The 13,133-nt window shown below is 42.1% G+C and carries 11 protein-coding genes; 5 read left to right on the top strand and 6 right to left on the bottom strand.

Annotation, left to right across the window (positions count from 1 at the left end):
- Positions 1-107: 107 nt before the first annotated feature.
- Positions 108-1,154: a family 43 glycosylhydrolase gene (locus tag BM291_RS02190; protein WP_092894530.1), complete on the bottom strand. Its 1,047-nt coding sequence runs from the start codon at positions 1,152-1,154 to the stop codon at positions 108-110.
- Between the two features lie 265 nt (positions 1,155-1,419).
- On the opposite strand from BM291_RS02190, the gene BM291_RS02185 reads away from it, so the two are divergent.
- From BM291_RS02185 to BM291_RS02165, 5 genes are all read left to right on the top strand, one after another.
- The gene (locus tag BM291_RS02185) at positions 1,420-2,319 is read left to right on the top strand and encodes a sugar phosphate isomerase/epimerase family protein (RefSeq protein ID WP_217647279.1); all 900 of its coding nucleotides are present in this window, start codon (positions 1,420-1,422) and stop codon (positions 2,317-2,319) included.
- A gap of 41 nt (positions 2,320-2,360) precedes the next feature.
- Positions 2,361-3,185 carry an alpha/beta hydrolase gene (locus BM291_RS02180; protein ID WP_092894529.1) on the top strand — a complete coding sequence of 275 codons (825 nt, stop codon included), beginning with the start codon at positions 2,361-2,363 and terminating at the stop codon, positions 3,183-3,185.
- Between the two features lie 35 nt (positions 3,186-3,220).
- On the top strand, positions 3,221-3,802 hold the full coding sequence (locus BM291_RS02175; RefSeq protein ID WP_092894528.1) for a sugar O-acetyltransferase: 582 nt from the start codon (positions 3,221-3,223) through the stop codon (positions 3,800-3,802).
- A 97-nt stretch (positions 3,803-3,899) separates the two neighbouring features.
- On the top strand, positions 3,900-5,441 hold the full coding sequence (locus BM291_RS02170) for a M20/M25/M40 family metallo-hydrolase (RefSeq protein ID WP_092894527.1): 1,542 nt from the start codon (positions 3,900-3,902) through the stop codon (positions 5,439-5,441).
- A gap of 442 nt (positions 5,442-5,883) precedes the next feature.
- A complete protein-coding gene (locus BM291_RS02165) occupies positions 5,884-6,969 on the top strand; it encodes a serine hydrolase domain-containing protein (protein WP_092894526.1) in 1,086 nt (361 codons plus the stop codon).
- Between the two features lie 24 nt (positions 6,970-6,993).
- On the opposite strand, the gene BM291_RS02160 is transcribed toward BM291_RS02165, so the two are convergent.
- From BM291_RS02160 to BM291_RS02140, 5 genes are all read right to left on the bottom strand, one after another.
- Entirely contained in the window at positions 6,994-8,520 is a 1,527-nt protein-coding gene (locus BM291_RS02160; protein ID WP_092894525.1) for an arylsulfatase, read from the bottom strand.
- Positions 8,521-8,545: 25 nt separating this feature from the next.
- Complete coding sequence (locus BM291_RS02155) at positions 8,546-9,058, bottom strand: AAA family ATPase (RefSeq protein ID WP_092894524.1); 513 nt, start codon at positions 9,056-9,058, stop codon at positions 8,546-8,548.
- Positions 9,051-9,662 (bottom strand): nicotinamide riboside transporter PnuC, encoded by a 612-nt coding sequence (gene pnuC, locus BM291_RS02150; protein WP_092894523.1) that lies wholly within the window; start codon positions 9,660-9,662, stop codon positions 9,051-9,053. The genes BM291_RS02155 and pnuC overlap by 8 nt, the downstream gene beginning before the upstream one ends.
- Positions 9,663-9,747: 85 nt before the next feature.
- Positions 9,748-11,310, bottom strand: coding sequence for a hypothetical protein (locus tag BM291_RS02145; protein WP_092894522.1), 1,563 nt, complete (start codon positions 11,308-11,310; stop codon positions 9,748-9,750).
- A complete protein-coding gene (locus BM291_RS02140) occupies positions 11,307-13,106 on the bottom strand; it encodes a hypothetical protein (protein WP_092894521.1) in 1,800 nt (599 codons plus the stop codon). Before BM291_RS02140 ends, BM291_RS02145 begins: the two co-directional genes overlap by 4 nt.
- Positions 13,107-13,133: the final 27 nt, after the last annotated feature.

Genomic DNA, 13,133 nt, shown 5'->3' with positions numbered 1-13,133 from the left:
GTAATAATGAAAATCTAAAATGAGCCTGATTATCTGAGGCAATTCGCCAATGTCTCCAACCTCAACTCAAATATTCATTTGCTTCTTTTTCAGATCTTTGCATAAATCTATTCCAAAACAGGAGATGGCCCAGAACTAAAACTAGGCTGCTTGCCCTCAATACTCGGCCAGCCATCTGACCATATTATTTTATCCAAAAGCAAAACCCGTCGATTTGTGCCATTGGCAAGTTTGGGCCTTTTCTTGGCCATGCCATGATAAAGAAGCCAATCATTACCAGCCTTATCCGTGATTATTTCAGCATTATGACCCGGGCCAGCATAACCAATGTCGCCTTTGTTTGCTCCAATTACTAAAGTCCCTGAATCGGAATCCATTAAACTATTACCCTCCTGATCTAAGTAAGGCCCTGATAAATGCTCTGATCTACCGACCAAAACTTTATAAGTACTACTTACTCCTTCACAACAGGTACCTGCTGAGCCAAAAAGATAATAATATCCTCCTTTTTCATAGACATAGGCAGCCTCTAGGTGATTTCCAGCAAGTTGGATTTTGTCTCCAATCAGTTTTTTGCCATCAGCTGTCAATTCGTTAAGATACAAGCCATGGAAACTTCCCCAGATCAGATATTTCTTCCCGTCATTTTCCATAAAAAACGGATCAATAGAATTGGCTACGCCTATTTCATCAGAGTCAAATACTTTCCCTTGATCTACAAATGGCCCTTCAGGCTTATCTGCAATTGCCAAACCGATTCCGGGATTAGGATCTCCCCAAGTGGAAAAGGAATAGTACATGTAAAACTGTTCTCCTACCTGAGTAACGTCCGGAGCCCAAATGCCACCCCGATCTTTCCAATCTGGCTTCTTATCCAAAGAATTGCCTAGCAATTCCCAATGAACCAAATCGGTTGATTTCAAAACACTTACTAAATGATAGCCTCCTTCATCACCCCAATTGTCCTCTGTGCCGTAAGCAAAGAATTCATTTCCAACTTTCACTACTGATGGATCTGCCAACACCGGCTCAAAAACAGGATTAGTATAGATTAAAGTGTCTTTTAACTCCAGAGTGAAATCAATATCATTCTTGGCGAATGGGGAAGAAGTACAGGCAAACGTCAGTAAGGAAAATGTAAGTGTTGACAGCATAATTTGTAGGATCTGTTTTCAATTTAGGCCTAATTAGGTAGAATACTCAGTCTTATAATAATCCACATTATTCTTTACCGCTACTACTAGAAAGGCACCAGACTACTGGATATAAAGAGACTATGTCACATAAAATTATGCCTTTTTGGAGTCAGAAAATTCAGATAAAAGGCGGTTTACCACTTCCAGCAATGTGCAATCTTTAGTTAAAGAATAAGCAAACTCCCTATCTTGAAGGCTGAATTCTTACCTCAAACCTAAACCCATGCTTAACCGCCGAAATTTTATCAAGCAATCAGGATTTGCGCTATCAGTCGCAAGTTTTGGTCTTTCCAGTTTCAAATTTTCACAAAAAAAGCCCTACAAAATGGGGCTGCAGCTCTTTACCATTAGAGCCCCAATGGCTGAGGATCCAAAGAAAGCCCTTAAAACTATCGCTGGTTTTGGCTATCAGGATACCGAAACCTACGGATATGATGGAGCTACGCAAAGTTTCTATGGCATGCCAGCAACTGATTTCAAGAAGGTGTTGGAAGACAATTCCCTTCAAAGCACAAGTGGGCATTACGATTTTATCAAGTATTTCAACGGCACTACAGATGAGCTTATTCGCTATACGGATCAGAGCATTGAAGGTGCTCATGCATTGGGACAAAAGTATATCACTTGGCCTTGGCTCGACCCTGAATCTCGCTCCATAGAAAAGTTTAAAATCCTAGCTGATAAGCTGAATTTGATAGGTGAGCGTGTGAATAAAGCTGGACTCGGCTTTGCCTACCACAACCACGATTTTGAATTTATTGATCACAATGGTGAAATGGGATACGATATTATTCTGCACAATACTGATCCGGAATTAGTCAAACTTCAGATAGATCTGTACTGGGTAGCTCACAGCTCTCCTCGCACAGCACATGAGCTTTTCATGGAAGCGCCAGGCCGATTTGTCATGTGGCACATCAAGGATATGGACAAAATCAGCCGAGACTACACCGAGATGGGAAATGGATCCATAGATTACACCAAAATCCTCCCTGATGCAGCTATGTCTGGAATGGAATATTACTACATAGAGCAAGGCGGTAATTTCGCGCAGAACCCCATTCAAAGTGTGAAAGAGAGCGCAGAATATTTTAAGAAAAATCTGATCAATATATTTGCCTAGACTACACTTAACCTTCCCATTCACCTTATTCAGACTCTGAAATGAAACACAAGTTCACCCTCCTACTAGCACTTACTTTTTTCTTCCTGCTATCGCTTCCTACGCTTGCCAGCGTAGATACCGTTGCTACTTTCAGCGCAGCTATGCAAAAGGAGATTAAGGCAGTCGTGATCACACCAAAAGATTACAACGATTCCAAAGAATATCCCGTGGTGTATTTACTTCATGGGTATTCGGGGGATTATAAAGCATGGTTAAATCAAGTTCCACAACTGGAGAATTATGCAGATCAGTATGATCTAATCATCGTGACGCCTGATGGGAATTTTGGAAGCTGGTACTGGGACAGTCCAGAAGTAGAGGGCTCCAAGTATGAGACCTATGTAGGAAAAGAATTGGTGGAGTTCATAGACCAAAAGTACAGCACGATTGATAGCCGGGAAGGAAGAGCCATTACAGGTTTGAGCATGGGTGGACATGGGGCATTATATCTCGCATTCCGTCATCAGGAAACTTATGGTACGGCAGGAAGTCTCAGTGGTGGAGTGGACATTGCACCTTTTCCTGAAAATTGGGAGATGAAAAAATACCTAGGTACCAAAGCTGAAAATCCTGCTCGCTGGGAGGAATACTCTGTGATGTTTCAAAGCAATCGTCTGATCGCAAATAAACTGAAGTTGATCATCAGCTGCGGAACAGAGGATTTCTTTTACAATGTAAATGTGAAACTCCATGAAAAACTAGCTTACAACAACATTCCACACACATTCATGACAGGCCCAGGAGGTCATTCTTGGGATTACTGGAGAGATGCCGTGCAGTACCAGCTGCTATTTTTCCATAATTATTTTGAAGGCAACAAGTAAGTAGACCATTCATAAATTCTAGAAATTAGGCTTGTATGCTTCATAAAACTGAAAAACAAAAGATGCTCTCAGGTGAATTGTACAATTCTCGTGATCCAGAACTTTTGGAACAGTACCATACGGCGAAAGCACTTTTGCTTAGATACAACACGCTGGACTCGCGCGAGCTAATCGAAAGAGATAAAATTTTGGAGGAGTTACTCGCAAAAAAAGGAGAAGGCGTTTGGATTGAAGCTCCATTTTTTTGTGACTATGGGGAAAATATAGAGATAGGCGATAATACCTTTATTAATTCAAATTGCATTTTCCTCGATGATAATCTGATCAAAATAGGAGAAAATGGCTTGATCGCTCCAATGGTTCAAATCTATACAGCAACTCATCCGATCAAAGCATCCGACAGAATCTATCAACAAGGCGATCACACTCGCTATCACACCTTTTCCAAGCCTGTTATCATTGGAGACAATGTTTGGATAGGTGGAAATGTGGTGATTTTCCCAGGAGTAAAAATTGGTGATAACGTCACTATCGGAGCTGGATCCATAGTGACCAAAGACCTTCCAAACGATGTATTAGCTTTTGGAAATCCATGCCAAGTGGTTCAAAACCTATAGGACAACTCCATCAACACCCGTACAAATCCACCAACGGCGCGGAAATGATACCAGCAAATCATAATTTTAGGAATAAAAAAAAACCAAATATTAACATATGAAAAAGAGATACTTATTAGGCATGGGCTTGATGCTGCTCCTAGGCAGTAATGTCCAAGCTCAAGACGAGGTGATTGATAAAATCATCAAAGAGGAAACTGAAAACTCCCAACTTAAGCAAATCGGACATGAATTGATGGATGGAATCGGACCAAGACTGGTTGGTTCTCCTCAAATGCAGAAAGCACACGATTGGGCAGTAGCCAAATACAAAGGTTGGGGTATCGAAGCACGCAACGAGCAATGGGGCGAGTGGAGAGGCTGGGAAAGAGGAATCACGCACATCGATATGGTGGCTCCTTGGACTAGATCTCTAGCTGGAATGCAACTAGCATGGAGTCCCTCTTCACCAAAAGGCGGAGCTCAAGGCGAAGTAGTTGTTATACCAGATTTAGCTGATGAAGCAGCTTTCAAGGCATGGCTTCCATCTGTAAAAGGCAAATACGTAATGATTTCTGCTCCTCAGTTGACTGGTCGTCCAGATTACAATTGGGAAGAATTTGCGACTGAGGAATCATTCGCAAAAATGAAAGAAGATCGTACTGCTTCTGCTAGAGAATGGAACGAAAGACTTCAAAAAACAGGAAAAGGACGTAGAGACTTGCCAACTGCATTGGAAGATGCTGGAGCACTAGGACTTATCACTTCTTACTGGTCTCAAGGATTCGGAGCGAACAAAATTTTCTCTGCTTCTACTAAAAAAGTACCTACTGTAGATCTTTCTCTTGAGGACTACGGCCTACTTTTCAGATTAGCTGAAGGTGGCGAGAAGCCAATGATTAATTTGAACGCACAATCCAAAGAAAATGGAATGGTGCCTACTTTCAACACGATTGCTGAAATCAAAGGAACTGAAAAGCCTGACGAGTATGTGATGCTTTCCGCTCACTTTGACTCATGGGATGGCGGTACAGGAGCAACTGATAACGGTACAGGTACCATCATGATGATGGAAGTAATGCGTGTATTGAAAGAAGTATATCCTAATCCTAAGAGAACAATCATAGTAGGTCACTGGGGTTCTGAAGAGCAAGGTTTGAATGGCTCTAGAGGTTTCGTAGAAGATCATCCTGAAATGATGCCTAAGATCCAAGCTCTATTTAACCAGGATAACGGTACCGGCCGAGTGGCTAACGTATCAGGTCAAGGATTTGTAGATAGCTATGAGTACCTAGGTCGTTGGATGTCCAAAGTTCCAAGAAACATCACTAGAGATATTGAAACTACATTCCCTGGCAATCCAGGTGGCGGTGGATCTGATTATGCTTCCTTCGTGGCAGCTGGCGTTCCAGCGTTCTCTTTGAGCTCTTTGAGCTGGTCTTACTACAACTATACTTGGCACACCAACTTAGATACTTATGACAAAATTGTTTTTGACGATGTTCAAAACAACGTAATCATGGCAGCTATCATGGTATACATGGCAAGTGAAGAAGAAGGAATGGTTTCTAAAGAAGTAAGAGTTCCAATCGGGAGAAACGGTGAGCCAACAGAATGGCCAGCTGTACGCTCTCCTACTAGAAAAGGCGGCGTGGAATAATCCAAACCCTTTAGTAAATACTGAAAGCCACGGGAGATTTTTCCGTGGCTTTCTTTTTAGATTTTTTTAACCGAAACACTCTTATATCAATACGTTACCTATAGTTCGAATCATGCCATCTAGCATCAAAAACCATAAGGACGACTTTAAATATTCCAACTGAGTAATTAGATGAAATAATGGAACTCACAGGAGCGCTACTAAAAAGCCAAGCTGTTAAGGAAGTGTTAGAAGAGCAAATTAAACTAATCAAGCGAAAAGACTCTTAACAAAGAAGGGGACAATCGACTTGGATATGAATCTGGATAGCATACGAAACAGGTATACATGAACAAGTACATCTAATAACAAATACCTATCAACTTTTTAATCATAAAGCGCCTTTGCACCTGATTAGTGCAATAGCAAAAGGTTTTGTAAATTCCTGACTAACCACCTTGTCATGAACAGATTCCTCGCATTCTTACTTTTGGCACTTGTTTCCTTCCAGGCTAATGTAGTTGCCCAACAAAAAATCCTAAAAGAAGCCGTTGAGAGAGCTAAAACTGAAGGGTTTTCAGGTGTAATTCTCGTTGCAGAAAATGGGAAAATTCATTTCGAGGAAGCCATGGGAATGCGTACATACGAGAATCGGATTTTGCTTCATGAAGATGACATCTTCGAATTAGCCTCGCTTTCCAAGCAATTCACAGCCATGATGATCATGATATGTAAGGAGAAAGGTCTGCTGGATTTTGATGATCAGCTTTCCAACTACATAGAAATCCCTTATCCCAATATTACTATCCGCCACCTGCTCACCCATACCAGCGGTTTGCCGGATTATCAAGCTGTCATGGATACTCATTGGGACAAAAGTAAGGTAGCAGGCAACCAAGACATTCTCGAATACTTACGGAAATATGCTCCTGTGAAATCATTTGATCCAGGTGACAAATATGAGTACAGCAATACAGGCTATGTCATGCTGGCATCTTTGGTAGAGAAAGTAACCGGTGAAGACTTTATAGCACTTTCTAAAGCTTGGATTTTTGATCCGCTAAAAATGAAAAATACTGCCATCAGATCTCTGGAGGAAAAAGCAAAGGTTCAGACTTTTGCTGCAGGTCACCAAAAGGATGAAAATGGCAATTATGTCAATGCAAATACATTTCATTCCTCAGATTACACCGTATGGCTTGGCAACAGAAAAGGGCCAGGAAGGGTAAGTAGTAGTGCCCAGGACTTGTTGAAATGGGATCAAGCGCTTTATACAGAGAAGCTCGTCACCAAAGAAACTATGGAGGAGGCATATATTGCCTTTAAGTTAAATGATGGTACCCGCAGCTATTACGGTTTTGGCTGGGAGATCAAACCCCAAAGCCCCTTCGGGAAAATGGTCATGCATACCGGAGGAAATCCAGGCTACTCCACGATTATTGTTCGATTTTTGGAAGAAAGCAAAACCATCATTATCCTAAATAACAACGCTCATCCTGACATGATGAGATTAGTAGAAGCGGCTACGCTTTCATTGGGAAAATGGTAATCAATCAGATTGCATGCAATGCAATTAATCGCCCAAGGCAGCCATTCTGAAGGTGCTAACTACGGGAACTTCATGCTCCTTTGCCATAATCTCCTCAAACTTCTTGATCAAATCCGGATGCTGAGCAGCTATATTATTCTGCTCTAAAATATCTTTTGAAAGATCATACAACTCTATATCGAGGTTGTTTTCTTTCACTATATTTTGTCTCACGGCTTTCCAATTTCCCATTCTCACTGCCTGCTGGCCTCCCGTTTCTGGAAATTCCCAATAGAGATATTCATGCTTTTCCTGCTCCTTGCCTAATAGCTCTGGAAGGAAGCTTTTACCATCCAGTTCTTCAGAAATAGGCATGCCTACTAATTCAGCTAGTGTAGGGAAAATGTCGTAAAAAACTGAAATGTGATCTGAAGTGCTTTGTTTGATTGTGCCCGGCCAGCTCACGAGCATGGGAACTCTAATCCCACCCTCATAGACGAATCCTTTTGTTCTTCCATAACCATTGGTAAAAGGCGCAGAACTCTCGAAGTAATCAAAATCCACTCCTCCGGTATAAGTTGGGCCATTGTCGCTGGTGACGATGATCATAGTATTTTCCTCCAACCCCAACTCTATCAACTTCGCTCGGATCTCTCCAATCTGCTGATCCAACTTCGTGATCATCGCAGCATAAGTAGCATTTGGATATTGATTTGGAAAGTAACCCTTCTTCCCATCATATGGATCTTCTGTACCTAGTTCAGCAATGTATCCTTCTCTATCCGAACCTGGAATCTGCAATGGAACATGTGGAAGAGGAGATGCATAGTAAAGGAAAAATGGCTCATCCTTATTCTCTTGTATAAAACTCAACGCCTTCTCATGCATCAAATCTGGAGCATAATCATTCTGCTCATATTTGGCATAACTAGCTGGGTCATTCGGATCGGAACCAGCATCCAATTTCGTAGTAGGGATGACAAGCTCATTGTTCAGCATCACCTTCTCCTTATTTTCCCACAAGTGTGTTGGATAAAGATTATGTGCCTGACGCTGGCAATTGTACCCGTAGAAATAGTCGAAACCTAGGTTATTTGGAATTCCTTCGGTCAGTGGAGCGCCTAGCCCCCACTTTCCGACGATACCTGTTTTATAGCCAGCCCTTTGGAGCATTTTGCTCATTGTTTCTGTATCTACAGGCAAATTCCGCTGACCTTCTAAGTTGGGATCGGCGGAAGCTTTGGCATAATCCCATACATCTCCACGCTCTTTCATGGCATCATTGCCACGAATGTAAGAATGTCCCATATGCATGCCTGTAAGCAATACAGATCGAGCAGGTGCACAAACTGGAGCTCCAGAATAATGATTAGTAAACACCATCCCAGTTTTAGACAAGGCATCAATATTCGGAGTTTTGATCTTCTTTTGACCTTGATAACCCACTTCTCCAAACCCCAAATCATCAGCTAGGATTAGGATAACATTTGGCTTTGAAGGCTTCTGTTCTACTGCTGTTTCGCAGGAAAAAATGAGCACCAAAAGAAAAAGGGATAAAATATTTCGAGTCATGTCTTACTAGGGTTAAGGCTTAAAACTAAATCTTTTTAACTGCTTTTTTGAGCCGTTCATCCCTATTTCCAGAAATGAGGTAATAAGGAAAACCGCTTTGCTTAGCTAGATTGCTGTATAGATCAAGAAAATAATTACGCATTTCCAACTCAGGATATTCTCGCTGAGGATCGGGAGTCCACGGCAAATCCGTGTCTGTAAGTAAGATCAAATCGTATTTCCTTTTCTTAATTTGACCCAACACCCAAGGATCAGTCTTCCCAAATCTATGCTCCGACCAAATGTGGATAACTCTCAAATCAGTGTCACAAAAAAGATACTTTTTAGCAGTTTTAGCCATTTTATCCTCAAGAGCGACTTGACCTTCGCCAATTTTCAGCATGTCCTCATAGCGGTATTCTCTACCCAAATCCTCTAAGTATGCTCGAGCATATTCTGGCACCCAAGGTTCTCCAAAATAGGAAGCCAGATCTTCTGCTAAAGTGCTTTTCCCTGTGGATTCAGGCCCCAAGATTAAAATTCGTTTAAGACTAGGCATTTTTTCGTGAAGATTTAATCCAAGCAAATAATCCCATAATGGCCAAAATAGTAAAGAAAAGGTATTGAAATGATGTCAAAACTAAGCCCTTGTAGAAATATAGCGGTACAGCAACCAAATCAGTTATAATCCAAAATATCCAGTTTTCCACTTTCTTTTTTGCCATCAACCACATCCCTACAAATGCCGAAGCTGTCGTAAAAGAATCCCAATAAGGCACATCGCTATCCGTGAAATTGACCAATACATACGATAGAATAAAGTATGAAACCGCAAAAATGCCTATTGAAACTGCCCAACCACTAGCTTTAAGCCAGGTGACGGGTAATTCAGCTTTTCCTTCTTTGGGATGAGTCCACACATACCAGCCAAATATAGACATGGCGAAATAATATGCATTGATTCCCATATCGGCGTACAGCTTGTACTGCAGGCAAATCCAAACATAGATCAGTGTGGAAATAATCCCTGTCGGGTACACCCAGATGTGCTCCTTCATAGAATAAAACACCGAGGCAATTCCAAAAAATACTGCAAAAGCTTCCAGCCAAGTCATATTCTGTAAGCCTTCAGCTAACCCGTCTAGCAGGTATTGTAATTCCATGGCTCGAAATAACGAATTTTTGTGCTATTAAGAAGGGTTTAAACACAAAGAAGCCTGCTCAGTTCAGAACTAAGCAGGCTTCAATTTAGTGAGGTAATCTAGTCAGCGGAGCGCCATTTCTTGCTTTTTTACCAAAACTAGCAGGAATCGCTCCAGCCGGTGAGTTGGTCACGTAGACAGCAAAAACTGTGTTGGAAACCCAGGTTCCTTGATTTGGAATGCTTGGAAATGGATATTGAGCCTCGATACCGCCATAGATATAGCCAGCCAAAATCCTCTCTCCGGTAGGCACGTTACTCAGTCTTATCACTCCATTGTCAAAAGCCATTAGGGCGGCTTCAAGACTTCTGTTTCCTATAAAACTAATGCTTGACCCCAGCAGTCTATTTCCAGGAATTGGGTTTGACTGAATAAATTCCTGATAGGTGCCAGAACTGGATTTCTGGAAGGTGCTGATATCTGCGATAAATGGTAAACCGTCATTTCTTCCTTGAGCAGTTACCGTGTCAAAGGCAGCTCGCTGTTCTGGGGTCTGGGAATAATAGTACATGCTTATTCCCCCAAACATGGTGTGATATACGGAAGTATCCTGAGCAGTTTCATTATAAACAGTAATCACAGGACACTCATACTGGCTGAATCTCTGATGAATAGTGGAATCCATTGCCACGCCGGATGGACTAGAAATGTAAATCGGATAATCATAGCCGCCAATAATTCCTGGTCGAAATACTCCTCCCAAAGCTGTGATATTCTCCATACCAGTAGCTGGATCTATACTTTCTAGGATATTTCCATCCCTACGGTGAAAAGGTTGATCTGCACCAGAATTTGGAGTAGCTCCGTATGCGGTAACTTTGAGCGTTTGAGGGTCAAGCCTAAAAACTCTGAATTGATTAGAATATTCCTGCGTGAAATCTGTCCCGCCAAAGGCTCGGTATTGACCGTCAAATTTTTGTCCAAAAACCAAGTAGAAGCTGCCATTCATCATAAACAATTCTCCACCTGTGATAGCCAGTCTATCATCTTTTCCGATCTGCATCATAGACTTAATACTACTGGCAGAAGCGCCCGATTTGATTGCCGCAGATACATCTTCCAGCTTAAATCGAATCACTGTCCCAAATGTCACCATGTTTGAGCCATCGGCTTTCCAACCATAACCACCCACGATATACATATAGTCCGAAGCCTCATCATGATAAGACTGAAGATTGGTAGATTGAAGTGGAGCTGAAAGCTCGTCTCCCAACTGATTCACATCAAAAGACCACTGATCACCCGCAACAGGATCTATGATAAACAAGAAGTTATTGGCGCTATCTTTTACAAAATTATTAGCTGGCGCAGGATTAAAGGTATGTAGTCCCTGTCTTCTTCCTCCGGCAATGAATAGTTCCCCGGCCTGATTCATTGCACTCGCATAAGATTGCAAACTCGGTAAAGCAGCTTTTGCTCCATAGTTTTGCTCCACAAATTCAATGGTAAAAGGTAACGCATTCGCTACTTCATTAGAGTCCAAGGCTGCATTAGATACTAAGACATCTGAATTGGCTTTCTCCTCAGTTTTCTCAGAGGTAGCACAGCTGGAAAAAGCAAGTGTACTAATCCCTACAGCTATAAGTATTACTAGATTTGATCTTTTCATGAGGTGGGAGGGGTAATAGGATTGTCTTGCATATTCTTTACATAATATAAAACCGTCATGGTTCGCTCTGGAGACATATCTCTCGTCACAGGCATATACCTAGGATCAGTGACTTCTCTACTCATGAAAAAAGGAATCGCCCCTGCATCAATCCCAAGTGGACCTGGAGGAGCCTGATACAAGCCGAATGGAGGGTTTAGTGCAAAAGTCTGGAAGGAATTATAGTCGATCAGATTGATCTTCTCTGTCATGCCCGGAAACAACTTCACGTAACCAGCGAATATCTCCTGAATTTCTGGCCAAGTTGGATTTTCATTTATTGGATACGCCGACCAAACCAGACAGGAAATCATGGCGCTTTGGGAAATAGGCTCAGATACCAACTGCTCAGGATCTGTGATATTGATGAAATACAATTGCCCATCTAACTGTGGAGTCCGTGAGCCTGGATCAGAAAGCACATTGATGGTCACTGTAGCAAACCCATTCGCGTCGGTGGGTGAAATAGCAGCTTCAATAGCGCCATCTGCTTGTGGAGTATTTCCTGGATTACTAGGTGGAACTGTTGCTCCAGGAGTATTACCATGCACACTCACCACATCCACTTGGAGCTGTTTCCCCACTAATGGTTCCTGAAGCCTGCTTACATATACACTCGTAGAAGAGGTAGTACCTGGGAAACCAGACATACGGATTGGCCGAACCTCCACTTCTATAGTTGTTTGCAAAATATTCTCTTGGAAAATCATTTGCGGACCTATATCTGTCCTAGAAATCGTTAAGCTCAGTGAACCAGAAAGTACCTGAGTCAACTGTGCATCTGACAAAGGCATCTCAACAATGTGAGAATAGAGATTGTAACAAAATTCGGAATAATCCACATTGCCTAGTGACACCTGAGAATTATCCGCCAACGTAACATTCGCCGTCAAAGTCCCCAAATCCACCGGAGCACCGCCAGCATTTTGCCTACAAATGCCATTCGCCAGATCTAGAATTAGAAGCTTTCGGTTTTGATCGATGACAAAAGGGCAATTGTTAAACATTGGCCAATTCCAAGGATCACTTTTATCCTGAGTTCTACCAGCTAGCAGCCTTGCTCCTGGATTATAGCGAGGTTCTGAGCCAATCACTGGCCCCAAGGATCCGGTGATTCTACCCGTTTGGAAATTTACATCCTCGGGTACATTGCGATAGCCATCGACTACAAATCGCATGGAGATCAGGTAATTTCCATCTTCTAAAGTCGTCTGGCTTTTCAGCAATGCAAGAACTGGCGAAACAGAGTCTGCTGGCCAAGTAGCTTGTGGCACTCGGATGACTGATTGGTAAACTCCACAGGCATTCATATCTCCGCCGAAGCTGTCCATCATATAATCTGAATCCTGCCAGCTGCGCGTCGCCAATACTGCCACCCACCAGAGTTGGTTCAAAACAGCTGGATCCACCAAACCTGTGAGACTTACACCTTCTGAAATAGGGATACTTACCTGCATTCCGTAAATAGTCGGAACGCCTTGCTGATAAACATCTATGTCTGCAATTTTCGCCGAAGATGGTTGGTCTGTAGTAACAAAAGGAAGATTTACCAGTGGATCAGATACTTCGCCACTGGCTCCAATAGTGGAGACTACAGAGCATTCCTGTAGTTGAAATCGATGTAACCCTTTCGGGTTTTGCCAGGGAGAAGGGACGGTGTTATCCACTTCATAATGGGTAGGGTCATTATTGACGGTGGATGGATCTGTAAAAAATCTACCGTAAAAATTGATCCTAGGATAGGATAAGTAACTCATAATATGGGGCTTAAAATGAATATTAAA

Origin of the sequence: Algoriphagus aquimarinus, assembly GCF_900112005.1 — a bacterium.
In the GTDB taxonomy this organism is placed as follows: domain Bacteria; phylum Bacteroidota; class Bacteroidia; order Cytophagales; family Cyclobacteriaceae; genus Algoriphagus; species Algoriphagus aquimarinus.
The sequence above is the reverse complement of the archived record's forward strand: the minus strand, read 5'-3'. Positions and strand labels throughout refer to the sequence as shown.